Consider the following 25,101-nt stretch of genomic DNA (forward strand, 5'->3'; position numbering starts at 1 on the left):
TCGAGGCATCACAGTCACGTCGGCGTCCCGGACGGACGCCGGCCTATTTTCCCGCATCAACAGCGGCCGTCACAGGCCCCCGTTACTCGCGGGGGTTAGAACCAGGTGCTGGAGGGCCAGGTCAGGTCGCCCCAGGCCTGGCGGCGAACCGCACCGGGGTCGTCCTCCAGGCGGGGCGGGGAGGCCATGATCATGGTGGGGCGGGAGATGGTGTCGTAGGGGGTCCAGGGGACCTTGCCGTCGCGGACGAAAGAACCCCAAGCGGCGTGCATGGTCCGGGACAGCGAAGTCGCGGCGGGGTCGCCGAGGTCGCCGCCGCCGACGGCCCACGCGAAGACGACGTCGGTGCCATGGGCGGCCCGAACGGCACCGGGCAGGGCGCCATCGAACAGGTAGCGCCAAGTGGGCGCGTAGCGGGACTGGGCGTCGACGAGCCGCAGCGTCGGAATGCCGTACCGCTCATCGGTCATCACGCCAGCCAGATCATCCCCATACACGGCAAGGATTTCGCCGGCACGGGCAGAACCGAAGGCCTCGGTCAACACGCGAGGAGCCGGCAAAGCGGCGCGAGGGTCGAGACCGACGAAGGTCCCGGCCTCGTTGACTGCACTGGAGGCAAGCAAAGCGACCTTGGCGGCCGAACCCGAGGCGATCCGGCGGACGGGAACGTCGGGCAGCACGGAGCCGTCGACCACGGGACGCCACGTCCACACGCCGTACATCGGCGGCGACACGGTCTGCTGCGCGGCCAGCAACTCCCCCGCCGGCACAACCGGAATCCGCCGCCGGTCGATCCCCAACCGGTCGGCGTTGGCGCGGGCGACCGCGGGCGTCGTCACGTGATCACCGCCCCCGCTCTGGGAAATGGCCCGCTGGAACAGACCAGACGCCGCGGGCACGGCCATCAGGGTGGCCACGCTCTTGGCCCCGGCGGACACCCCGCCGACGGTGACCTGCCGCGGATCCCCGCCGAACGCGGCGATGTTGTCCCGCACCCACCGCAGCGCGGCGACCTGGTCCAGCACACCGCAGTTGGTGTCGTCGAAGAAGCCGAACGCCCCGAGCCGGTAGTTGAAGGTCACGACGACCACGTCGTGGTTGCGCACGAACGTCTCGCCGTCGCCGATACCGTCCGGCCCGGCTCCGGTCATGTAGCCGCCGCCGTGGATCCACACGAACACCGGCCGCGGCGTCGCGGACGGCCGGGCGGGAGCGCACACGTTGACGTAGAGGCAGTCCTCGCTCATCCGCTGTGGATCGTCCACAGCGGCCGGTCGCGGACCGGGAATCACCCCGGCCGGCAACACGGTCTGCATGGCCCGCGCGCCGAAAGCGGTGGCGTCCCGCACGCCGATCCACGGCGACGGGGGCAGCGGCGGCCGGTGCCGCAGCGGGCCGGTGGGCGGCTGCGCGTACGGAATTCCGCGCCATGCCAGGGCCTCTCCGAGATCGACGCCGCGTACCTGTCCGTTGCTGGTGGCGACGATCGCCATGCTCACTTCCCCTGGGTGCGCCTGCCGTGCGAGACCGAATACACCTGGCCGCGGAACCGCAGCACCGGGTCGTCGGACAACTCGATGCCGGGCACCAGCCGGGTCGGGTCGAACATACGCCGGTCCCACTTGGCCTGGTCCTCGACCGGGCCGGTCACCAGCAGCCGCCCGGCGGTGATCTCCGTGCGGTCGTGCGGCCACAGCACCGTGCAGTCGTCGGTGGGATCGGTCGGCTCGGCGATCTGCACCTTGAGCTGGAACGCCACCGTGGTCGTGGCCAGCCGCTCGGCCAGCTCGTCGCTCAGGTACGTCGGCGACTTCTCCGAGGCTCGCTCGTCCGAGAGCTGCTGCACGCCGGCCTCGGGCTCCCAGCGGTAGCGCACGGCCGTGCGGCGGCGCATCTTGTCCAGCCAGATGAAGGCGTGCACCGCCCAGTAGCGGATCGTCGCGTAGCTCACGGGAATCGGCGTGTTCTTGACGGCGCGCAGGCCGCGCATGGCCTCCGTGTGCTCGGTGGCGTAGCGGCGCACGACTTCGGGGTCGGGCGAGCCGGTGAACATGTTCGGCTCGGCCGCCTCCAGGAAGTTGCGGAACGCCTGCGGTGTCGCCGCGACGAACACGGGCTGGCTCACCGACACCAGATCAGTGGCCACGCCGCCCGGCAGGTGGAAGGCGACCGAGAGGCCGCGGGCCGACCGCGTCCGGTCCCAGATGTAGGGGTTTCCCGAGAAGTTGGAGAAGCGCACCGTCGCCGGCACCGGATCGCCCTGCAGGTGCGCCGCTGTCGTCAGTTCCGCGGCTGCCCCCGTCGGCAGGAAAACCGCGCGGTAGCAGGAGCCCTTCGCGTGCGCCCGGCGGTAGCCGGGGTAGAGCCCGGACACCCATTCCAGCCGGTCCACGATGTCTACGGCCGACTGGGGGTGGGCGCCGTCGGGGGGCTGAACGGACATGTGGGCGATCCTGTTCGGCTCTGCGTCGGAGCGCCAGACTAAGGCGCGACCGTCTTGGTGCCAAGCTGAGTACCGTGTCGGGCATGGACGGGCACCAGCCGCCGGGCCCCGAGGACCGCTTCGAGGACGACCTGATCGGGTTGGACCGCGACGATCCCGAGGCCAAGGCCTTCGCCGAGCATCTGGACCGCATGGAGCGGGTCCGCAACGGCTACACCGTGGAGGGCTATCTGGCCGGTGTCACCGATTTCGCCGAGTCGGCCAACCGGTCCAGGGGACACCGCCGGTTGATGGTGACGCTCGTGGTGGCCCTCGTCCTGCTGGGCCTGGGCTTCGCGACCTGGGACCTACTCACAGTGGTCTTCGGCGTCATCATCCCTGATCCGCTGCCCGATCGGGCGGCGACCGTCCCAAGCGGACGCTCGGTTCGCCTTGCCGTGACGTCAAAGGCTGCCATCGAGTCTGGTCAAGGGCAGACGTTGCCTGGCGGCGCAGACGCGGGCCAGTCCCGAGCGTGCTGCATCTCGTCGCCGGTGACAGTGACCTTGATGACGTTCGCGCCGGCGAATGTCGCGCCGTCCAGCGTCGCGCCGGACAGGTTGACCCCCAACAGGCACGCCCCCGTCAGGGTCGCGGCGCGGAGGTTCGCTCCGGACAGATCCGCGCCCCGCAGGTCAGCGCCGCTGAGGTGGGCGGCGCTGAGATCCGCGCCGGACAACTTGGCTCCGGCGAGATGCGCATTGTCCAGGATGGCATGGACCAGCGACACCCCTGGCGCACTAACCCCGTCGAGCATGGCTTTGCTCAGGTTCGCACCGTTCAGATCTTCACCCGCGCGCAATTGGCCCGGACTCGTGGTTGGCATCGTCAAGGCGACGACACCGACCAGCACGACGCTTGCGGCAGTCAAGAAGACGATCGTGGGTTTACGGTCATCACCCCCCAGGCCCGTCAGGGCGACCACGGTCATCGTCCCACCGATGCCGGCGGCGAGCACCCCGGCCGAGCCCCACCGGCTGGCCATGGCCATCGCACAGATGATCAGCGCTGGCCACGCCCACAGCAGCCGGTCCTGCCAGCGCAGCGGGGCCGCCCGGACCGTGGGGTCCATGGACACCGCCACGTCCGGGGCGTCCTCGTCGAACAGCACCTTCGTCGCCGGCCGATCTTCGGCGGCCTGTCTACCGCTGCTCATTGAGGACACCGGTGCATCGTGTCAGGTCCGACTCGTGCCACCGTCAGCTGGCGGCAGGTCGTGTTCCAGGACCGGGCGGTCACTGAATTCGAAGAATTCCGACAACCGGCGGTTGGTGGCTCGCTCGTCCTCGGTCGTCTCCGGCAGCTTCAGGCGCATCCGCTCGTAGAGGGTAAATCGGCTCAGGTCAACCATCACCGCCATGCTCGTGCCGTACTCGTGTGCGATGGTGACTGAGCCGCGGTAAGCGAGGAAGGCGACCGTGTACGGCAGGAGGGCGAACAGCATCCACGGACCGTCTCGCCACGTCAGCACCAGCGTCACAAGAACGGCCGCGAGCGCCAGAAAGCTCGTCCGGGTAGCCAGCTCAAGTTGGGTTCGCTGATTGTCCACGTAGGCGACCTCGCGCTCACTGGCCACCATACCCAGGCGAGGAATGGAGGTCAGCACGTTGAGCCCGTATGGCGTTCCGATCGCCGTTTCGTAGCGGCGAAGGACATTCCCAAGCCGAGTCGGTAGTATCATTTCCAGCTCCGACGGATACCCAGCGAGCGCACGCTGACTTTCGCCGAACCGCACCCGATTCAGCACTTCTTCAGACTCATCCATAGAACGGACTAGATCAACTCCCGCAAGCTCGGCGATCCGACGCCGATGGTGCAGCGTGCGAATGTGAGCAAGTCGAATGGCCAGCGGACTAGTTCCCCAATAGCCCTCAAAAAATCGGATAATGCCCATCTGGAGCGGATTCAAGGTGAGCGCGAGCATGATAGCGGTCAGACCGACCGGCACGATATCCTGAACACGGAAGTCCACAGCGGCCGCCAGGTCGACTGTACCGGACCACGCCCCGGACCGCACAAGCAGATAGGCGTAGAGCACGAAAACACCAGCCGGCATCAGGCTGACCACCACGAAGTAGCGACCAATGCTAGTAACCGCGCCGACTATCGACGTGTCCAGGATTCACCTCCCACGGTGCACGGATTCCTTGCCACAGAACTCGCACACCCACAGTTTCGACCGAACCAATGAGACAAGATATCCGAATTCACACTCTTCGCACAGCACGAAGTCAGTTACGAACTGATCGCGACGCTGCGCGCACATCCACAGGTCCGATCTGACCGACACACCAATTCCCCAGCAGTCTGGACACATCGGGGCCGCATACCCATGCCCGGCCCAACAACCCCATTTCCCGTACCTGTCCCGAATAGCGGCGTACTGGCACTGCATGTTCGGTGGCGTGCATTGGGCCCTGAGATACTGATGCCCAGCCTTGCACACGACGACATGGCCCTCAAGGAGAGCCGCGCCTGCCCGACCGCAAACTGCGCACTTCGCCCTGCCGCGGGGGCCCTTCCAGTAGAAACCCGGCGGGCTCCAACCACTGGTAGTCGTCAGCACAAGTGACGCCCAGAGCTTGACAACTCGCCTGGCTCTGTTCACGGCCCGTCCCCCCGCGCGTCGAGGGTCCAGGCTAGGACGTGGGCCGACGCAAAACGAGTCGCCTAACCGGAGCAACGGTCTCACAGGGTTCCGTCGAGATAGCGGCGACGGATGGCGGCGCGGGTCGGGTGGCCGGACCAGCCGGCCGGCATGCGGCCGGACTCGACGAGGACGACGTCGCGGACACGGACGTCAAAACGCATGGCGACGGCGGCCCGCACGGAGTCCACCACGACGGCCCGGTCGAGGTCAGCCGGCGGGATGTGCTGGGAGCGTTCGGCGACGATGACCACGGCCTCGCCGAAGGACAGGGCGACGACGCGGTCGGGGCGCACGGCGGGATGGGCGGCCCGGGCGACCAGTTCGACCTCACGGGGATCGAGCCGGCGGCCGTCCACGGTGAGCAGGTCCTCCTGCCGCCCGAGCACGAAGAGCTCGCCCTCGTGCAGGAAGCCGAGATCGCCGGTGCGCAGCCACTCGCGACCGTCCAAAGAAACCAGTTCCTGCCGAGCGGCCACGGCGGGGCCGAAGATCCAGATCTCGCCGACCATGCCGTCGGGCAGGGGCCAGCTGGCGCTGGGGTCGACGATGAGCACGGCGCCCTCGACGGGAGTGCCGCTGGACACCAGCAGCGAGGAGCGGCCGTCGGTGCGCAGGACGGCCTTGCCGGCGGCCAGCTGCTCCCGGTCGACGGTGATGCGCCGGGGCGGGACGGCGGCCGAGGTCATGGTCACCGGCCCGACGGCCCCGATGGCGCTGTAGCAGGTGCGCAGGGACTGGGCCGGCAGCCCGCACTGCCCGAAGACGTCGACGGCCACCCGAACGGTGCTGGCGTTGATCGGCTCGCCACCGTCCAGCATGGTGCTGACCTGCGACAACCGCAGCCACGAGCGGTCCTGCTCGGTGGTGCGGGAGGCGCAGTAGGCCAGGGCGAAGTCCGGCGCGGCGGTGATCACGTCCTGCCCCGACGCCAACGCCTGCAGCCATCGGCGGGGCTGCTCCAGCACCGAGGACTGTTCGAGCAGCACCGCCCGCAGCCGCCCGGTCAGCGGCGCGGCGACGGCCAGCACGAAGCCCAGGTCGTAACACAGGGGCAGCCAGTTCACGGTCACGGAACGCCCGGTCACGGCCCGGAACGCCGTCACGGCGCGCTTCCCGGCCAGGGCGAGATCACCGTGGCTCAGGGCCGTGCCGAACGGGTCGGCGCCGGGGTCGACGGGATATCGAAGCATGGCCACCTCGTCGAAAGCGGCCTGGTGCTGCGGCAACTCGTCGTCGGGCATGGCGTCCACGAGGACCACGGGGGCGTCGAAGAACGCCTGCACCCGGGGCTTGGCGGCGGTGGTGGTGAGCACGGCCGTGGCCAGGCAGTCGGACAGCACGGCGCTCACGTGGGCGGGATGGTCGTCGAGGTCGGCGAGGTCGAGGGGCACGGCGACGACGCCGGCCCACAGCGCGGCCAGCAGCGCCACGACGTCGTCGACGCCCTGGGGCGCGAGCACGACGGCCCGGGTGCCCGGGCCGGCCACGCGGCGCAGCGCGGCGGCGGTGGATGCGACCCGGCGGTGCAGCGATCCCCAGGTCGCGGTGACCGACAGCCCGTCGAGACTGGTGCTGTGGTCGACATAGGTCACGGCCGCGTCGTCGGCGTTGCTGGCGGCCCATGCGGCGAGGTGGTCGGTCAGCACGGTTCCTCCTAACGCGAGGGGACCCCGTCGGACCTCTAGTGTCCGACGGGGTCCCCGAAGCGCAACAGGCTTAACCGATCGTGTAGCTGTACGGAACCCCGCTCAGCTCGTCACCGCTGAGCAGCACGCCGTTGAAGTTGTCCACGTACAGCATGCCGCTGACCTTCGTGCCCTTCGCCCCGGTGGGGGTGACGGTCACGGTGATGGTCGTCGACTGCCCGGGGGCCAGCGTCACCGGGGCGAAGTCCGCCTGGGTGTCGACGCTGAACCGCCAGAGGTCGCCGGTGGTGCTGGTGACCGTGCGGTCGAAGTCCTGCGCGTGGACCTGGGCGGCCAGCGTCACCGAGCCGGCGACGTCGCCGTCCTCCGGCCCGACCGGGGTCGCGATGGCCAGCCACTGGCCCTGCGTGACCTCGGGCGCGGCCGTGCTGCCGGTCGCGGAGTTGCCGCGCGGCGAGCCGTAGACCTCCGCCACGCCGCTGAACCCGGACGCGTCGAAGTCGGCCGGCAGGGTCGCGTTCTGCTGGATGGTCAGCGACCGGGTCTCGGTCGGCACCAGCCAGGCGGTCCCGGTGGCCGTCGCCGGCTGCGGGATGGTCTGGTTGGCCGAGGTGCCCGGCAGCACGGCCAGGGCCTGGTCGACCTCGGTCGTCAGGCGCGGGTCGACGAACACCGCCTCGGGGGCGACGCCGTTGTTGCGCACCTTGACCCGCACCTGGATCGGCTTGCCGGCCTGGACCTTGCCGCTGGGCAGGCCCGTCACCGTCGCGTCGACCGTGTTGAACTTCAGGTGCCCGGTGAACGGCTGCGACAGCGCCGTGCCGCTCACGCCCTGGTTGACGTTGATCACCAGCTCCCAGCGGCCCTTCTCCGGCGCCCGCACGTACGACTGGAGGGTCTTGGTGCGAACGGCGCCGGACGCGCCGGGCTGCTGGTTGGTCGACAGCGACACGACCTGGCCGCTGGGCGACTGCAGCGCCGCGTAGACGACCTGGTTGGGGTCGCCGCCGAGGCTGACGTCGAGGCCGAAGTCCTTCTTGCCGGCCGGCACGTCGAACCAGTACGTCTGGGTCTGCGCCGGCGCGAAGTCGCGGCCGTTGCCGCCGACGATCGTGCCGCTGAACGCGCCGCCGTTGGCGGTCGTGATCAGGCTGCGCAGCGTGAACGGCACCGAGCTGACCGCGCCGAGCGGCGTGTCCAGCTCGACCGCGGCCGACAGGTCGCCGGGCTGGCCCGGCGTCGTGCCGTTGACGTGGAAGGTGCCGGACTGACCGGGCTTCAGCGTCAGCGTCTTCGGGCTCACCGAGCCGAAGTCGACGTACTTGGTGCTGGTGAACTGGTAGGCCACGTTGCCCTTGAACCCGGTCGCGCCCTTGGTCACGTAGAACACGGCGGTCCACGCGCCCGGGGCCGGGTTGTGGACGTCGACCCGGCCGTGGTTGGCCTGGCTGCCGGAGTTCTGCGGCCGCGAGTCGACCTGGTACACGCCGTTCGGGTCGATCAGGGCCATGCGGACCGTCGCGGTCTGCGACGAGTTGCCCGGCCAGGCCAGGTCGCCCTGGAGGTGGTCGGCGCCGAACGGCACCTGGAACGTGGTCTTGCTGTACACCCGGGTCGCGCTGGTGCCGTCGACGAAGGTCGGGGCGGTCGCCGAGGTGGCGTCCAGTGCGATGCTGCTGGTGGTGTCGGACAGCGTCTTGCCCAGCACGCGGCCGTGCGCGGACACGGTCTGCGTGTTCGGGCTGGTGTTGGTGACGGTCAGCGGCTCGCTGACGTTCGCGCCGGGCTTGCCGACGGCGGTCAGCTGCGTGTCGCCGCCGGTGGTGGTGGCCAGCAGGCCCGCGCCCTGCGCCGCCGGCTTGCCGTTGCCGTCCTGAATGGACATGGCGGCCCGGACCGCGGCGTAGGTGTTCATCTCGCCCGCGCCCTGCTCGTAGGCCGGGTGGCCGAGGTCGGCGGCGGTGCTGGTGAGGATCTGCTTGACCAGCTGCGGGCTCGGCTTGGCGCCGTTGTGGGTGTTCTTGTACGCCTCGATGACCAGCGCGGCGCCGCCGGCGATGAACGGCGAGGCCTCGCTGGTGCCGCCGAACGTGCGGATGTTGGACGGGCGGCCCTGCTCGTCGGTGCAGCCGGCGAAGCGCGGGTCGGCGTCGCACACCGACCACCCGGACTCACCCGGGGCGACGAGGTCCGGCACGCGGCCGAGGTCGTCGATGCCGCCGGAGGACAGCGAGGACATGTTGTCGTTGGCCCAGGTCTTGGCGAAGGTGCGCGCGCCCCGCTCGCCGGTCTGGGCGTACAGCCGGTAGTTGGTGACCGAGCCCGCGGAGATCACGTGCGGGTCGACGGCCGGGGTGCCGATGGTGCCGCTCGGGCCGGCGTCGCCGGTGGAGGCGACCACGGTGACGCCCGCGGCGACCGCGGCGTCGTTGGCCAGCGCGACCGGGTCCACGCCGTCGGCCGGGAACGGGTTGCCGCCCAGCGACTCGTTGATCACGTCGACGTTGTCGTTGTTCACGGCGTAGTCGATGGCCTGCAGGATGATCGAGTTGGTGACCAGCTCGGCGCTGCCGAAGACGTTCAGGCCGACCAGGCTCGCGCCCGGGGCGATGCCCCGCACGGTCACGTTGCAGCCCTTGGGAAGCGGGTGCGCGGCAGCGACCACATTGGACAGGTCGTAGGTCACGCGGCCCTGCGCGGCGATGGAGCTGGCGTCGCCGAAGGCTTCCTCGCCGGACTGCGGTCCGTTCGGGTCCGTGCCGGAGAAGTCCTGGTAGTCGGTGAAGACGTGGCTGCCGTCCGCCCGGATGAAGTCGGGGTTGTTCGGGTCGAGGCCGTCGGCGATCCACGCGACGGACACGCCCTTGCCGTCCACGATGTTCTGCGCCTGCGGCAGACTCGGGTTGGTGAAGGCGGTGTGCGTGGTCTGCAGCGCCTCCGGCTCCAGGATCGGCTTGGCCGGATCCGTCGGGCACGCGCCGGCCGCCAGCGGCTGGTCGGCGGCGGCCTGGGCCTGGATCTGCTGCTTCTGCCCGGCGTCGAGCGGCTTCACGGCCCGGGTGCGGTCGGGCACGACGGCGGCCACGTTCGGGTCGGTGGCGAGCTTGCCGGCCTCCGCGTCGGTGACCTTGGCCGAGAAGCCGTTGAGCACGTCGAACGCCTTCACGTTCTGCGCGCCGACCTGCTTGGCCTGGTCGACCAGCGGGGCCTGCTCCTGGCCGACCGTCTGCTTGCGCTGGTTGCGCTGGGCCTTGGGGGATAATTCGGGGTGCTGGTTGCGCAGCACCACGATCACCGACTGCTTGCTCCCGCTGGCCAGGGCCTGGTCGGCGGCGGCCGCGTTGGCGGCCATCGCGTTCGGGCCGGTAGCGGCGAGCACGCCGGTGACCGTGGCCACGACGAGCACCAGTCTTCGGCGTTGTTGGCGGAACATCCGCGCACACCTCATTCCGGGCGACTCCACATCGGACCGCCGGAGCGTATGCGCGTTTTCGACCTTGAAACACGGGACTGAACAGCTAGTTCCGGTCTTACCCGAAATTCCGGACAGAACGCCGCCGTAACTGTTAACAGCAAGCGCGAAATCCGCCCGGATGGCGACTGGCATTCTCACCCGAGGTGGCGTAAAAGCTCCGTGAAAATCGCTTGGTCACCACGGGAAACCGATCAGATGCGTACGGTAGCACGCCCTTGGACCACCCGCCGTAAGAGATCGGTAACTCGGCGGAGCACACCGGGGCAGTAGCCTTGCCTTCATGGTCACGTTGGTCGTCGTCGGGTTCCTGGCCGGGGTGATCACCAGCCTCTCCCCCTGTGTGCTGCCGGTGCTTCCGATCGTGCTCACCTCGGGCGGGCCGCAGCGCCGCACGTGGCGGCCGTATCTGGTCATCGCCGGGCTGGTGCTGAGTTTCGCCCTGTCCACGCTGTTCGGATCGCTCGTGCTGAGCACGTTGGGGCTGCCCCAGACGCTGCTGCGCGACGCCGGCATCGTGGTGCTGGTGCTGATCGGCGTCGGCCTGATCTGGCAGCGGTTCGGCGATCTGCTGGAACGCCCGTTCGCTCGCCTGCGCGGCCGCCCGGTCAATCCCGACGGCAACGGAATCGTGCTCGGCCTCGGACTCGGACTCCTTTTCGTGCCCTGTGCCGGCCCCGTGTTGGCGACCATCGCGGTCATCGGCGCCAATCACGCGTTCAGCGCCGGCGCCCTGGCGCTCACCGCCGCTTTCGCCATCGGCTGCGGCGTGCCGCTGCTCGTTCTCGCCGTCGCCGGCGACGCCATCACCCGACGGCTGTCGGCCATTCGAACCCGGGCCCGCGGATTCCGCGTCGCCAGCGGTGTGGTGATGCTGCTGGTGGCCGTGGCCATCGCTTTCAACCTCACAGACGGCCTCCAGACCGCCGTGCCCGGATACACGAGCGCGTTGCAGCAATCCGTCGAAAGCAATTCCGAGGCCCAGGGCGAATTGCACAAACTGAACGGCTCGCAGAACCAGGCCACCTCCCCCGGCGTGACCTGCACCCCCGGCAACGCGACGCTGCAGGACTGCGGCAAGGCGCCCGAACTCGCCGGCATCACCGACTGGGTCAACTCCAAGCCGCTGACGCTGGCCGGGTTGCACGGCAAGGTCGTGCTGATCGACTTCTGGACGTACAGCTGCATCAACTGCCAGCGCACCCTGCCGCACGTCGAATCCTGGTACAACGCCTACCACCAGGCCGGGCTGGAGATCATCGGCGTGCACACGCCGGAGTTCGCCTTCGAGCACAGCGTCTCCAACATCTCCGCGCAGGCCAAGGCGCTCGGCGTGCAGTACCCCGTGGCCGTGGACAACGGCTACGGCACCTGGAACGCCTACGGCAACCAGTACTGGCCGGCCGACTACCTGATCGACGCCGAGGGCAACCTGCGGCACGTCAACTTCGGCGAGGGCGACTACAGCGGCACCGAGCAGCTCATCCGCCAGCTGCTGACCAGCGCATCGTCCACTGTGGACCTTCCCGCCGCCACCGAGGTCGCCGACACCACCCCGGCCGAGCAGCAGACCCCCGAGACCTACCTCGGCTCCCAGTACGCCCCGCTGCACGCGAGCGGCCAGACCCCCAGCGGCAGCAACAACCAGCTCTTCCAGTTCCCCGCCTCGGTGCAGCCCGACACCTTCGCCCTGGCCGGCGCCTGGCAGGGGCAGGCCGAGTACCTCACCTCCGGGCCCGGCGCCCAGCTCCAGCTCAGCTACCAGGCCCGGGACGTGTACCTCGTGCTCGGCGGCTCCGGCACACTCACCGTCCAGGTCGACGGCAGGACCACCCAGACCATCGCCGTCTCCGGCGTGCCCAAGCTGTACACCTTGGTGGACAACGGGCCCTATCAGCGCTCGACCATGATCCTCGGCTTCACCCCCGGCATCGACGCCTACGACTTCACGTTCGGCTAGGACCGGCCGCCGGATGTCCCCCGGCTGCCGAGGTGTCGTCCCCGTTTGCCGTATTGCCTTGTCCGGTCGGGAAAAAACCGGCTCATACCTTCCGGTGAGGGGCGGTTGCGCTCGGGTCGAGGCCCTGCTTGCGTGAGCAGTTCGACTGCCCAAGGAGGAGTCATGGCCGGGGATGTCGGGCTGACCGCCCTGTTGGTTGCCGCCGCCCGCGCGCAGGAGGCCGCCCGTCCCGATTCGCTGGCCGGCGACGAGTTCGCCGAGCACTTCGTGCGGGCCGCCGGGCTCGACTGGCCCGTGTCGTGGTCGGCGGCGGTGGACGACAGCCCCGTCTGGGGCCGGCTCGGCCGCTACTTCGGCCTGCGCACAAGAGTTCTGGACGACTTCGTGCCCGGCACGCCGCAGACCGTGTTCCTCGGCGCCGGCCTCGACACCCGGGCCTTCCGCCTCGACTGGCCGTCCGACTCCCACGTCTTCGAGCTCGACCGCGCCGCCGTGCTCGGCTTCAAGCACCGGGTCCTGGCCTCCGTCGGCGCCGTCCCCCTGGTCAAGCGCACCCCCGTCGAGGTCGACCTGCGCGGCAACTGGTCCGCCGCCCTCATCGACGCCGGCTTCTACCCCGGCCTGCCCACCACCTGGGTCGCCGAGGGCCTGCTGCCGTACTTGTCCGCCACCGCCGAGACCTCGTTGATGCGCACCCTCAGCACCCTCTCCGAGCCCGGCAGCCGGCTGTTCTACGAGGCCAAGCTGGCCGTCGAGGGTCCCGAGGTGCGGGCCAGCCCCATCTACACCGGCACCCTGGCCGAGACCGGCATCGACCTGCTCGGCCTGTTCGCCGACCACCCCCGCCCCGACTCCGCCGCCCTGCTCGCGTCGCTGGGCTGGGGCGTCACCGTCAACACCTGCTTCGACTTCACCACCCGTCTGGGCGCGGGTCCCCTTCCCGTCGCCGCCGATCCCTTGGCCAGCAACCGCTGGGTCATCGCCACGACCACACCCTCACCGTAAAATCGGGCAATGGCCCCCACGCGGCGCTGGAGATCAACCGGCCGGCGCCGATCGAGGTCACGTGGTCGGAGTCGGGACGGCCGGTGGCGGCGCCGGCGGCGGCCGTTATCGGGGGTCTGGTCGGCGGGCGCTAGATGTTGGTGGCGACGTCGTTGGCGGCGATCCGGGCCTGATCCTCGCCCAGCGCGCCGCCGACGCTGACGTGCACCGCCTCCGCCAGGCCGCGGCCGCCGCCGGTGAAGTTCCGGTAGGTCATGACGATCTCGCACGTGGCGCTGCCGTCCGTCGGTGTCGACATGAAGCCGTTACGGGCGCCGAACTGCGCCGGGACGCCGTCCTGATCGGCGTTGGGCGGCGGGCCCCGGTCGAACCAGACCTTGGCCCAGCGGTCGTCGGGTGCCCCACTCGCAGGCCCAGCCGCCGAACTTCGGGGTCTCGCTCGTCAGCGGCAGGCCGAGCCGGGTGAGCGTCGGGGAATCCAGGCCAGTGCAGGCATTCCGGTTGGCCAGCGACCACGACGGAAAGGTCCCGCCCCTGCTCCAGGGAGCCGTCCGTGTACGTCGCCAGCGCGGCTCGCGCGGCCTCGCTCGCGATGGCGCACAGCAACTCGCCGCCCTCGTCCGACTTCGCCGCGATGTCCATGGCGTACCGCCGGCCAGCATCAGCACCCGGTCACACCCGTCTTCGTCCAGCTCGTCGTTCTCCATCAGCACCGATCCGAACTGCTGCTTCGGTGCGGTGTCCTTGAGCGTGGCCGTCTTCTGGAACTGGAACTCGACGTCGATCTCCCGCTTGCGGTCGGCCCGGTGCACCACCAGATCGCACCGGTCGAAATTCCCGTAGTGCTCATCAAGTTCCGTCAGCCCGAACTTCGCCACCGCCGCCTCCGCCTTACGGCAAAGGCACACGGGTCCACCCGCTGCTCGTCGTCCAGCGGCCGGACCGGCCCCGTCCCGTCCGCCAGCGAGCTCGCCCCGTCCGTCACCGCCAGGCACAGCCACCACCAGCACAGTCATCTGCCCCGCATACCGCCACTGGTGTCGGTAGATGTGCACCGTGCCGTTGTAGATGATCTTGACACCGCCGTTGACGATCTTGGCCATCACCCCGCGATTGACCCGACACCAGTTCATGACATGTTCGCGAAACACACCCAGGCAACGGAAAGCGCTCGCGGAAAGCGTGCTGCCTACCGGGGCTTGATCGCCGCTTCTACCTCAAGCCAGGGATTCGCGCGGGAGTCGCCCACCAGGACTGCGCGATGACCCCGCCGGGAAGATCATCGCGCGCCGGTGCTACTCCGGGTCGTAGCGGCGGATCTCCTGGGTCGCGGCGACGAGGGGGCGGGGGTCGGGGACGCCGGCCTGGACGAGGAGGTTGCCCAGCGCGGTGGCTTCGACGGGGCCGGCGAGGACGGGGAGGCGGCAGGCGTCGGCGGTGAGCTGGCAGAGCAGGGAGTTCCGGGAGCCGCCGCCGACGATGTGGACGACGTCGATCTCCTTGCCCGACAGGCGCTGGGCGTCGAGCAGGGTGTCACGGTAGGCCTGGGCGAGGCTGTCGAGGATGCAGCGGACGATCTCCGGCGGGTCGGCGGGGACGGGCTGGCCGGAGGCGCGGCAGGCGGCGGCGATGCGGGAGGGCATGTCACCGGGCGGGAGGAACTCGGGGGCGTTGGGGTCGATCACGGCGCGGCGGGGCAAGGAGGCGGCGGCCCGGAGCAGAGGCTCGCGGTCCAAGCCCCAGACGCGGAGGGACTCCTCCAACAGCCACAGACCCATGACGTTGCGGAGATAACGGACGGTGCCGCCGACGCCGCCCTCGTTGGTGAAGTTGGCGGCGAGGCTGTCGGCGGTGACCACGGGGCGATCGAGCTCAACACCGACCAAAGACCAAGTGCCACAGGAGATGTAGCCGAAACGGTCGGTGGTGGCGGGCACGGCGTAGACGGCGGAGGCGGTGTCGTGGGAGCCGACGGCGACGACGTTGCCGCCGATGGTGGAACCCGGCTGACGGAGAGGCGGGAACAGGCCGGCGGGAATGCCCAGGCGGGACATCAGTGCGGTGGACCACTGTCCGGTGTGGACGTCCAGCAGCTGGGTGGTGGAGGCGTTGGTGTACTCGGCGCCGATCTCGCCGGTGAGCCAGTAGGCCACGAGATCGGGCATCAGCAGCAGGCGGGAAGCCTGCTGCGCCAAGGGATCGGCGACGAGCTGGAACAAGGTGTTGATGGGCAGGATCTGAATGCCGGTGATGCCGTAGAGCTCCTCGGCGGGCACGGAATCGAGGACCCGGGCGACCATGCCGTCGGTGCGGGAATCCCGGTAGCACACGGGATCGGCCATGAGCTCACCGGAGGAATCCAGCAAACCGTAGTCGACGGCCCAAGAATCGATGCCGACGGAGCGAACGTCCAAGCCTCGCAGGCCTTCCTCCACGGCGTGGCGGAGGAAGGCGGCGTCCCAGCGCAGAACGCCGTCCCGAACGGCGGGACGGTACGAGAACCGGGACACCTCCCGCAGGGACAGCCGGTCGGCCTCGACGCGTCCGAGCATGATCCGCCCGCTGGACGCGCCGAGGTCGACGGCGGCATGAGCTCCGGTCATCGCAGGAACGCGGCGGCGACACCGGCATCGACCGGGACGTGCAACCCGGTGGTGCGGGACAGCTCCCCGCCGGTGAGCACGAAGATCGCGGCGGCGACGTGCTCGGGCAACACTTCCTCCTTCAGCAGGGTCCGCTGGGCGTAGTACTCGCCCAGCTTCTCCTCGGGCACCCCGTAGACGGCGGCCCGCTGCGCGCCCCAGCCGGAGGAGAAGATGCCGGAACCTCTCACCACAGCGTCGGGATTCACGCCGTTGACGCGGATGCCGTGGGCGGCGAGCTCGGCGGCCAGCAGCCGGACCTGGTGCGCCTGGTCGGCCTTGGCCGAGCCGTAGGCGACGTTGTTGGGCCCGGCGAAAACGGCGTTCTTGCTGACCACGTAGACGATGTCGCCGCCGATGCCCTGGGCGATCATCACGCGGGCGGCGGCCCGGGACACCAGGAACGAGCCGCGGGCCATCACGCCGTGCTGACGGTCCCAGTCCTCGTCGGTGGTGTCCACCAACGGCTTCGACACCGACAGGCCGGCATTGTTGACCACGAGGTCGATGCCGCCGAAAGCCAGGCACGCGGCGGAGATCGCCGCCTCGACGGCGTCCGAAGAGGACACATCGGCATGCACGGCGACCGCCGTGGAACCGATCTCCTTGGCCACGGCCACGGCCTCGGCGGCGGCCAGATCGCGGTCGGCGACGACGACGCACGCGCCCTCGGCCGCCAGCCGCAGTGCGGTTGCGCGGCCGATACCGGAGCCGCCGCCGGTGACGAAGGCGACCCGGGCCGTCAACGGCTTCGGCTTGGGACGCCGACGCAGCTTCGCCTCCTCCAGGTCCCAGTACTCGATCCGGAACTTCTCGCTCTCCGGGATCGGCTCGTACCGGGACACGGACTCGGCCCCACGCATGACGTTGATGGCGTTGACGTAGAACTCCCCGGCCACCCGGGCGGTCTGCTCGTCCGCGCCGAAGGAGAACATGCCGATGCCCGGCACCAGCACGATCGCCGGGTCGGCCCCGCGCATCGCGGGCGAGCCCTCGACGGCGTGGCGCTCGTAGTAGGCGCGATAGTCCTGGCGGTACTCGTGGTGCAGGTCCCGCAGACGCTCCACAACGGACTCGAACGGAGCGTCGGCCGCCGTGTCGAGGATCAGCGGGCGAACCTTGGTGCGCAGGAAGTGATCCGGGCAGGACGTGCCGAGTGCGGCCAGATCCGGCGCCTTGGAGCCGGCGAGGAACTCCAGCACCTCGGGGGAATCCGTGAAACGCCCGACCTGACGGTTGTCCGTCGACGCCAGGCCGCGAACCACCGGGGCCAGGGCCGCCGCCCGCGAGCGCCGTTCCTCCGCCGGCAGCGGTTGCCACTGCGGCACGACGGAGCCGAACGGCTGTGCGGATCCCCGCTCGTCGAGGAATTCCTGCGCCCGCCGGATGATCTCCAGCGAATTGGCCTGGCACTCCTCGGAAGTAGCACCCCAGGCGGTGATCCCGTGACCGCCCAGGATCACGCCGATCGCCGCCGGATTGGCCCGCTTGATCTCGCCGATGTCCAGCCCCAGCTGGAAACCAGGCCGCCGCCAATCCACCCACGCCACCCGGTCGCCGAAGCACTCCCGGGTCAGCGCCGGACCGTCGGCCGCCGTGGCCAGCGCGATGCCGGCATCCGGGTGCAGGTGATCCACGTGAGCGGCGTCGACCAGGCCGTGCATGGCCGTGTCGATCGACGGCGCGGCACCGCCCTTGCCGTGCAGGCAGAAGTCGAACGCGGCGACCATCTCGTCCTCGCGCTCCACGCCCGGATACACGTCGACCATGGCGCGCAACCGGTCCAGCCGCAGCACGGCCAGCCCGGCCTCGGTCAGCGTCCCGAGATCGCCGCCGGATCCCTTGACCCACATGAGTTCCACGTCGCCGCCGGTGACCGGGTCGCGGTCGACCGCCTTGCACGACGCGTTGCCGCCGGCGAAATTGGTGTTGCGCCGGTCGGCCCCGATCGAACGCGCTCGGTCCAACAACAACGAGACTTCCGGGTTCACGCGCCCCATCCCATCGCCGAGCCGCCGACCCGCTCGGCCTCGATCTTCTGCTGGTAGCCGGACCGGTGGTACGCCCCGATCGGGTCCGGGTCACGCCCGTCCTCGGTCCGCAGCTCCGCGAGCAGCGGCCGGACGTCGGTGTTGTAGGCGTCCATCAGCGCCGCGTTCGCGCCGAGCACGTCCCCCTCGGCCTGGGCCTTGGCCAGCGCCGCACGGTCGACGAGCAGCGCCTTGGCCGTGGCCTCCTGCACGTTGAGCACGGACCGGATCATCGCCGGCACCTTGGGCTCGATGTTGTGGCACTGGTCGAGCATGAACGCCACGTCGGCCTCGGGGGCCAGCGCGTCCGCGGCGACGATCTCGTGCATGATCCGGAACAGCTGGAACGGGTCCGCCGCGCCGACCATCAGGTCGTCGTCGGCGTAGAAGCGGCTGTTGAAGTGGAAGCCGCCCAGCTTTCCGGCCCGCAGCAGCAGGGCGACGATGAACTCGATGTTGGTGCCGGGCGCGTGGTGGCCGGTGTCCACCAGCACCTGGGCCTGCGGCCCGAGGTTCACGCAGTGCGCGAACGAGGTGCCCCAGTCCGGCAGGTCCATGGTGTAGAAACTGGGCTCGAACAGCTTGTACTCCACCAGCATCCGCATGCCGTCGGGCAGCTGTCCGTACACTTCGGACAGTGCCTCGGCCAGCCGGTCCTGCCGGGCCCGGATCGAGTCCTGCCCCGGATAGTTGGTGCCGTCGGCGAACCACAGCGACAGGATCGTCGACCCCGTCTGCACGCCGACCTCGACGCACTCCAGCAGGTGGTCCGTGGCCTTGCGGCGGATCTTCGGGTCGGGGTTGCAGACGCTGCCCAGCCGGTAGTCGTCCTCCTGGAACACGTTGGGGTTGATGGCCCCGATGGCGATGCCGTGGTCGGTGGCGAACCGGGCCAGCGCGGGATAGTCGTCGACCTTGTCCCACGGGATGTGCAGGGCGATGCTGGGCGCGACCCCGGTCAGCTCATGGACCTTGGCCGCGTCCGCGATCTTCTCCTGCGGCGTGCGCGGCACGCCCGCCTGGGCGTACACCTTGAACCGGGTGCCCGAGTTGCCGTACGCCCACGAGGGCGTCTCGATCCGGTGCCTGCGCAGCTGCGCCTTCACGCCTTCCACGGCTCTCCTTCGCCTGCTGGCTGTCAGAAGTTGTACTTGTCGACGTTGTCCTTGGTGAAGGTCAGCGGCGGGCCGAGCACCACTTCCCCCTTGGCGCCGATGGTGCGCTCGCCCAGCTCGCCGGCCTTGAACTTCTCGCCTTCCTTGCCGGTGATCTGCCCCGAGGCCAGCGCGACCGCGGCATAGGTCGCCAGCTCGCCCAGCTGCGCCGGGTCCCACAGCTCGATCGAGCCGACCGTGCCGTCCTGGATGAACTTGCGCATCTGGTTGGGCGTGCCCAGGCCGGTCAGCGCGACCTTTCCCTTGTACGACGAGGAACTCAGGTAGCGCGCGGCCGCCGCGACGCCGACCGTGGTCGGCGAGATGATGCCCTTGAGGTCGGGGTGGGCCTGCAGCAGGCCCTGGGTCTTCTGGAACGAGGTCTCGTCGTCGTCGTTGCCGTAGGCGATCTCGTCCAGCTTGATCTTGGCGTACTCCGGCTTGGCCAGCTCCGTCTTCATGATGGCGATCCAGGCGTTCTGGTTGGTCGCGTTGGCCGTGGCCGACAGGATGGCGATCTCGCCCGAGCCGCCGATCGCGTCGGAGATCAGCTTCACCTGGCCGGCGGCGATCTCCTGCGAGGAGGCCTGGTTGATGAACACGTCACGGGCGTCGACGGCCGCGTCGGAGTCGAAGGTGACGACCTTCATGCCCTGCTTGCGGGCCGCCTTCAGCGCCGGCGCGACGGCGTTGCTGTCGTTGGCCGCCAACAGGAGCGCGTTCTGGCCCTGCTGCGCGGCGGTGTTGATGTAGGTGACCTGGGAGGACGCGTCGGCGTCGGACGGGCCGGTGGCCTTGAGCTGCTCGCCCAGCACCGTCGCGGCCTTCTCGGCGCCGCCCTGCGCGACCGTGAAGTACGGGTTGTTGACCTGCTTGGGCAGGAACGTGATCTTCAGGTCCTTGGCCGTCGCGGCGTCGGGGTTGGCGGTGGTCTGGGTCTGCCCGCCGCCGTTGTCGCCGCCCGAGTTGCTCTTGGTGGTGCCGCCGCAGCCGGCGAGCAGCAGGGCGGCGGACGCGACGATGATGGCTTTCCTCAAGGGTTCCCGCCGTCTCATGGCGTTCCTCTCGTCATTCGCTGGGTCACGGCCGGCGCGAAAACGCTGGCCAACAACAGAAGTCCGGTGACGAGCTTCACCACCTCGGTGGCGATGTCGTCGACGATGAGCGCGTCGGTCAGGCCGCCCAGCACGAGCGCGGCCAGGATCACGCCGCCGATCGTGCCGCGGCCGCCGAAGATGGACACGCCGCCGAGCAGCACCGCGGTCACCACCTCCAGCTCCAACCCGGTGCCGTTGTCGGCACGGGCGCTGGCGAATCGCAGGGTGTAGACGATTCCGGCCAGCGCCGCGACCGCGCCGGTCAGCACGAAGAGAATGAACTTGATCCGTTTGACCCGGATGCCGGAGAACCGGGCGGCCTCCTCGTTGGCCCCGATGGCGAACACCGCCCGGCCGAACGTGGTGGCGTGCAACAGCAGCCCGAACACCACCGCCAACACCGCGAAAAGCAGGATGGGATAAGGGATCCAGGTGCCCGGCACCGGCGTGGTGCCGAACTGCGTGTAGCTGTCCGGGAAGTCGGCCACGGCCTGGTCGCCCAGCACCACGAAGGCCAGCCCCCGGTACAGCGCCAGCGAGCCGATCGTGACGGCCAGCGACGGCAGGCCCAGCTTCGTCACCAGGAACCCGTTGACGGCCCCGCACAGGGCGCCGACGATGATCACGACCGGCAGGATGGCCTCCAGCGGCCAGCCTTCGTTCCACAGCGCGCCCATCAGGGCGCTGGACAGGCCCAGCACCGAGGCCACCGACAGGTCGATCTCGGCCGCCACGATGACCAGCGTCAGCGGCAGCGCGATCAGCGCCATCACCGCGAGGTCGCTGCCCACGTTGAACGCGCCCCGGCCGGTGAGGAAGATCCCGCCGGTCGCCGCCGACCCGACCACCACGACCAAGGCCAACAGGACGGCCAGGGCGCTTTCCCAGCGCAGCAAGGACTTCACGCGCTGACTCCCCTCGACTGCCGGCGCAACCGGGCCGCCACCCGCAGCGCGACCGACCGGTCGAGCGCTATCGCCCCGATCAGCAGGGCGCCGGTGATCGCCTGCTGCCAGAACTGGGCGATGTGCACGACCTCCAGCGCGCTGCCGATCGTGGACAGCAGCAGCGCGCCGAGCGCCGCCCCGGCCACGGTCCCGCTGCCGCCGAAGATCGCGACGCCGCCGACCACGACCGCGGAGATCACCTGCAACTCCAGGCCGTTGCCGACCGTCGCGTCCACCGTGCCGTAACGGGCGACCGCGAGCACGCCGGCCAGCCCGGCGATCGTGCCGGACAGCAGGAACGTCGTGAACACCCGGCGCCCCACCGGAATGCCGGCGAGCACCGCCGCCTCCGGGTTGGAGCCGATCGCGTACAGCTCGCGGCCACTGCGGTAGCTGCCCAGGTGCAGGGCGACGATCCCGAGCACGATCAGCGTGATGATCACCAGGTACGGGATGCCCAGCACGCTTCCGCTGCCCAGGGCCAGAAAGCCGTCCGGCAGGTTGGCCGCGTTGATCTGCCGGCCGTGCGCCCACATGAAGTCCAGGCCGCGGAACACACTCAGCGTGCCCAGCGTGACGACCAGGCTCGGCACCTTGCCCAACCCGACCAGGGCCCCGTTGAACAGCCCGCACAGCGCGCCGACGACGATGCCGACGACGACCGCCAGCACCGGGTTGACCGCGAACGTGTCGGCCGTGACGAACGCCGACAGCCCCAGCACCGAGCCCACCGACAGGTCCACGTTGCGGGTGATCACGACCATGGTCTGGCCGACCGTCAGCAGCGCCACCAGGCACGCGTTCAGCAGCAGGTCCCGAACCCCTTGCCCGCTCAGGAAAAGCGGGTTCACGATCGTCGTCACGGCCACGACGACCGCCAAGGCGATCAGGATCCCCAGTTCACGGATCGCCGTCACCGCCGCCCCACCCCCTGTTGACGCAGGGAAGGACGCTTACCCTCGTTGAACGCAGTGAAGGAGTCCTTCCCTGCATCAAGGTCGCCCTCATCCGGCCGCCACCCCCGTCGCCGCCAGCACGATCCGCTCCTCGTCCGCCTCGGCCCGGCTGAACTCCCCCACCAACCGCCCCTCCCGCACGACCAGCACCCTGTCGGCCATGCCCAGCACCTCCGGCAGCTCGGAGGAGATCATCAGAATCGCCACGCCCTGCGCGGCCAGCTCCGACAGCAGCCGGTGCACCTCGGCCTTGGTGCCGACGTCGATGCCCCGCGTCGGCTCGTCCACGATGAGGATCTTCGGCTGCCGGGACAGCCACTTGGCCAGCACGACCTTCTGCTGGTTGCCGCCGGACAGCACACCGACCGGGTCGGTGAGCCGGGAGAACTTGAGCTGGAGCTTGACCGCCCAGTCCCGGGCCAGCGACCGCTCGGCCGAGCTGCGCAGGAAACCTAAGCGGGACAACCGGTTCAGCGAGGCCAGGGCGGCATTGCGCTCGATGGACGCCGCCAGGACCAACCCCTGCTGCCGCCGGTCCTCGGGCACGAAGCCGATGCCGGCAGCCATCGCCGCCCCCGGCGAGCCGGGTCGGATCCGCTTGCCCCGCACCAGAACCTCGCCGCCGTCGGGCTTGTCAACGCCGAACACCGCGCGGGCGATCTCGCTGCGGCCGGCCCCGACCAGCCCGGCCAGCGCCAGGATCTCGCCCGCTCGAACGTCGAAGGAGACGTCGGTGAACACGCCCTCCCGCGTGAGCCGGCGGACTTCCAGCGCGGTGTCACCCGCCTCGACGTCCTGCTTGGGGAACAACGCATCCAGGTCACGGCCGACCATCAGCCGCACGACGCCGTCCGGCGTCTGCTCGGACAGCGGGCCCGACCACACGAAGCCGCCGTCGCGCAGCACGGTCGCGTCCTGGCACAGCTCGAAGACCTCGTCGATGCGGTGCGACACGAACAGCACCGCCGCGCCGTGCTCCCGCAAGGCCCCGACCACGCCGAACAGCCGCGCCACCTCGGTGCCGGACAGCGCCGCCGTCGGCTCGTCCATGATGATCACGCGGGCATCCGAACTCAACGCCTTGGCGATCTCCACCAGCTGCTGGTCGGCGATGGACAGGCCGCGGGCCGGCCGCTTCGGGTCGATGTCCACGCCCAGCCGCTCGAACAGCAGCTCGGCCTGCTCGCGCATGGCGGCCGTGTCGACCATGCCGCCGCGGCGGGTCGGATGCCGCCCCATGGCGACGTTCTCGGCCACGGACAGGTCGCCGAACAGCGTCGGCTCCTGGTAGATGACGGCCACGCCGGCGGCCTTGGCGTCGGCCGGCGAGGCGAACCGCGTCGGCTCGCCGTCGACCAGCAGCTGCCCGCCGTCCGGCCGGTGCACACCGGCCAGGACCTTGATCAACGTGGACTTGCCGGCGCCGTTCTCCCCCAGCAGCGCGTGCGCCCGGCCCGGAATCAGGGTCAGCGACACCTCGCGCAGCGCTCGCACCGCGCCGAAGGACTTGCTGACCTCTGCCAGGGCGACCTCCACCGGCACCCTCCCCTAAATCGTTTCAACGCCCCACCGTCGGAAGAGTGCCGTGAGCACTCGAAGGTGTCAAGTTTCACACGAGTGACCAGGAGCTATGATTTTTGAAACGATTTACAGCCCGAACGGGAGAACAACGTGCCGGTCAGCATCAAGGACGTCGCCGCGCTGGCCGGGGTGTCCGTCGGGACGGTCTCCAACGTGCTCAACCGTCCGGACGTCGTGGCCGACGATACGCGCCGCCGGGTGCAGACGGCGATCGACGAGCTCGGATTTGTCCGCAACGAGTCAGCGCGGCAGCTGCGCACCGGCACCGCCCGGGCCATCGGGCTGGTCGTGCCGGACGTCTCCAACCCGTTCTTCACCGACGTCGCGCGGGGTGCCGAGGATGCGGCCAGCGACGCCGGGCACGTGGTCATCCTGTGCAACAGCGACGAGTCCGAGCAGCGCCAGGACCGGCATCTCCAGCTGCTGGTCGAGCAGCGGGTGCACGGGGTGCTGATCACGCCGGTGGAGGCCGCGCCGGAGCCGGTGCTGAGACTGCGGGCGCGCGGCGTGTCCGTGGTCCTGTTGGACCGACACGCCGACGTGCAGGACACCTGTTCGGTGTCGGTGGACCACCGGCTCGGCGGCACGCTGGCGATCAACCACCTGCTGGCCGAGGGGCACCGTGAGCTGGCGATGATCACGGGCCCGCTGTCCATCGCGCAGTGCCGGCAGCGCCTGGACGGGGCACGCGACGCGCTCGTGGCGGCCGGGCGCGATCCCGACGGGCTGCGGGTCATCGAGGTGGGCGCGATGAACGTGGTCTCCGGCCGCAATGCCGGAGAGCGGGTGCTCGCCGGAACGCGCAGGCCGGACGCGCTGTTCTGCGCCAACGACCTGCTCGCGCTCGGCGTGCTCCAGGTGATGGTGCGCGCGGGGGTGCGCGTGCCCGGAGAACTCGCCATCGTCGGGTACGACGACATCGACTTCGCGGCTGCTGCCGCAGTGCCCCTGACTTCCGTGCGACAGCCGAGCAGGCTGCTCGGTCGGCGCGCGGCGGAACTGGTGCTGGGCGAGACCCAGGCGCCGCAGGAGCACGTCCATCATCACGTGGTGTTCTCCCCTGAGCTCGTGGTCAGGGAGTCCAGCCGGCGGTTCCGTTAGTCGAAGCCGCGCATGATGAGCGGCTCGTAGCCGTCTTCGCGGTCGGCGTTCCAGACCAGGCTCTGCTGCGGCAGCTCCGGTCCGTCGCCTTCCTCCTCGCCCCAGTTCCAGCTCCAGGCGCGAGGGCTGTCGTCGATGTCCAGTCGTCCCATGGGTTTCTCACTCCCCAGATCTCATGACGTTCGGGCTTCCTTCGGTGTCTCCACTTCGCTGTGGCCAACATCACTGTGCCTGAGCGCAACCTTGGACTCAACCAAGTTTAGGGATCTTCTGTTAGGTTTATAGGGGTTCTCTAGAAGGTTAGCCATACCTAACCTCCCTTTAGGTGACAGATCCGCCGTTCCGGCCGGTCTTGGTGTATCGGGCGGCGGGCGCCGT

General features: G+C 69.8%; 19 protein-coding genes. 3 read left to right on the forward strand and 16 right to left on the reverse strand.

Annotated elements, in window-relative coordinates; all coding sequences use genetic code 11:
• Nucleotides 1–95: 95 nt before the first annotated feature.
• The 6 genes from AB0M73_RS32490 to AB0M73_RS32515 form a co-directional block, all read right to left on the reverse strand.
• The gene (locus AB0M73_RS32490; protein WP_363898692.1) at nt 96–1,493 is read right to left on the reverse strand and encodes a carboxylesterase family protein; all 1,398 of its coding nucleotides are present in this window, start codon (nt 1,491–1,493) and stop codon (nt 96–98) included.
• Between the two features lie 2 nt (nt 1,494–1,495).
• Nucleotides 1,496–2,443 (reverse strand): catalase family peroxidase, encoded by a 948-nt coding sequence (locus AB0M73_RS32495; protein ID WP_363898695.1) that lies wholly within the window; start codon nt 2,441–2,443, stop codon nt 1,496–1,498.
• A 466-nt stretch (nt 2,444–2,909) separates the two neighbouring features.
• A complete protein-coding gene (locus tag AB0M73_RS32500; protein WP_363898698.1) occupies nt 2,910–3,638 on the reverse strand; it encodes a pentapeptide repeat-containing protein in 729 nt (242 codons plus the stop codon).
• A 21-nt stretch (nt 3,639–3,659) separates the two neighbouring features.
• A complete protein-coding gene (locus AB0M73_RS32505) occupies nt 3,660–4,553 on the reverse strand; it encodes a hypothetical protein (RefSeq protein ID WP_363898701.1) in 894 nt (297 codons plus the stop codon).
• A gap of 617 nt (nt 4,554–5,170) precedes the next feature.
• Nucleotides 5,171–6,778: an AMP-binding protein gene (locus AB0M73_RS32510; protein WP_363898704.1), complete on the reverse strand. Its 1,608-nt coding sequence runs from the start codon at nt 6,776–6,778 to the stop codon at nt 5,171–5,173.
• A gap of 70 nt (nt 6,779–6,848) precedes the next feature.
• Nucleotides 6,849–10,211: a S8 family serine peptidase gene (locus AB0M73_RS32515; RefSeq protein WP_363898707.1), complete on the reverse strand. Its 3,363-nt coding sequence runs from the start codon at nt 10,209–10,211 to the stop codon at nt 6,849–6,851.
• 322 nt (nt 10,212–10,533) lie between these two features.
• Here AB0M73_RS32515 and AB0M73_RS32520 point away from each other — a divergent pair, with 322 nt between their 5' ends.
• Nucleotides 10,534–12,210 carry a cytochrome c biogenesis protein DipZ gene (locus AB0M73_RS32520; RefSeq protein WP_363898710.1) on the forward strand — a complete coding sequence of 559 codons (1,677 nt, stop codon included), beginning with the start codon at nt 10,534–10,536 and terminating at the stop codon, nt 12,208–12,210.
• A 162-nt stretch (nt 12,211–12,372) separates the two neighbouring features.
• The gene (locus AB0M73_RS32525) at nt 12,373–13,215 is read left to right on the forward strand and encodes an SAM-dependent methyltransferase (RefSeq protein WP_363898713.1); all 843 of its coding nucleotides are present in this window, start codon (nt 12,373–12,375) and stop codon (nt 13,213–13,215) included.
• Between the two features lie 130 nt (nt 13,216–13,345).
• Here AB0M73_RS32525 and AB0M73_RS32530 read toward each other — a convergent pair whose 3' ends face one another.
• From AB0M73_RS32530 to AB0M73_RS32570, 9 genes are all read right to left on the reverse strand, one after another.
• Nucleotides 13,346–13,513, reverse strand: coding sequence for a hypothetical protein (locus AB0M73_RS32530; protein ID WP_363898716.1), 168 nt, complete (start codon nt 13,511–13,513; stop codon nt 13,346–13,348).
• Between the two features lie 7 nt (nt 13,514–13,520).
• Nucleotides 13,521–14,318 carry a hypothetical protein gene (locus tag AB0M73_RS32535; protein WP_363898719.1) on the reverse strand — a complete coding sequence of 266 codons (798 nt, stop codon included), beginning with the start codon at nt 14,316–14,318 and terminating at the stop codon, nt 13,521–13,523.
• Between the two features lie 192 nt (nt 14,319–14,510).
• Nucleotides 14,511–15,818, reverse strand: coding sequence for a rhamnulokinase family protein (locus AB0M73_RS32540; RefSeq protein WP_363898722.1), 1,308 nt, complete (start codon nt 15,816–15,818; stop codon nt 14,511–14,513).
• A complete protein-coding gene (locus tag AB0M73_RS32545) occupies nt 15,815–17,857 on the reverse strand; it encodes a bifunctional aldolase/short-chain dehydrogenase (protein WP_363898725.1) in 2,043 nt (680 codons plus the stop codon). Before AB0M73_RS32545 ends, AB0M73_RS32540 begins: the two co-directional genes overlap by 4 nt.
• Nucleotides 17,845–18,993 (reverse strand): L-rhamnose isomerase, encoded by a 1,149-nt coding sequence (gene rhaI / locus AB0M73_RS32550; protein ID WP_363898874.1) that lies wholly within the window; start codon nt 18,991–18,993, stop codon nt 17,845–17,847. Before rhaI ends, AB0M73_RS32545 begins: the two co-directional genes overlap by 13 nt.
• A gap of 32 nt (nt 18,994–19,025) precedes the next feature.
• Entirely contained in the window at nt 19,026–20,078 is a 1,053-nt protein-coding gene (gene rhaS, locus AB0M73_RS32555; RefSeq protein ID WP_363898728.1) for a rhamnose ABC transporter substrate-binding protein, read from the reverse strand.
• 14 nt (nt 20,079–20,092) lie between these two features.
• Complete coding sequence (locus tag AB0M73_RS32560) at nt 20,093–21,043, reverse strand: ABC transporter permease (RefSeq protein WP_363898731.1); 951 nt, start codon at nt 21,041–21,043, stop codon at nt 20,093–20,095.
• On the reverse strand, nt 21,040–22,002 hold the full coding sequence (locus tag AB0M73_RS32565; protein ID WP_363898734.1) for an ABC transporter permease: 963 nt from the start codon (nt 22,000–22,002) through the stop codon (nt 21,040–21,042). The genes AB0M73_RS32560 and AB0M73_RS32565 overlap by 4 nt, the downstream gene beginning before the upstream one ends.
• A gap of 87 nt (nt 22,003–22,089) precedes the next feature.
• A complete protein-coding gene (locus AB0M73_RS32570; protein WP_363898737.1) occupies nt 22,090–23,577 on the reverse strand; it encodes a sugar ABC transporter ATP-binding protein in 1,488 nt (495 codons plus the stop codon).
• 135 nt (nt 23,578–23,712) lie between these two features.
• On the opposite strand from AB0M73_RS32570, the gene AB0M73_RS32575 reads away from it, so the two are divergent.
• The gene (locus tag AB0M73_RS32575) at nt 23,713–24,723 is read left to right on the forward strand and encodes a LacI family DNA-binding transcriptional regulator (RefSeq protein WP_363898740.1); all 1,011 of its coding nucleotides are present in this window, start codon (nt 23,713–23,715) and stop codon (nt 24,721–24,723) included.
• On the opposite strand, the gene AB0M73_RS32580 is transcribed toward AB0M73_RS32575, so the two are convergent.
• On the reverse strand, nt 24,720–24,875 hold the full coding sequence (locus tag AB0M73_RS32580) for a hypothetical protein (protein ID WP_363898743.1): 156 nt from the start codon (nt 24,873–24,875) through the stop codon (nt 24,720–24,722). The genes AB0M73_RS32575 and AB0M73_RS32580 overlap by 4 nt on opposite strands.
• Nucleotides 24,876–25,101: the final 226 nt, after the last annotated feature.

The organism is Kutzneria sp. NPDC051319 (genome assembly GCF_040682195.1).
Taxonomy (GTDB): domain Bacteria; phylum Actinomycetota; class Actinomycetes; order Mycobacteriales; family Pseudonocardiaceae; genus Kutzneria.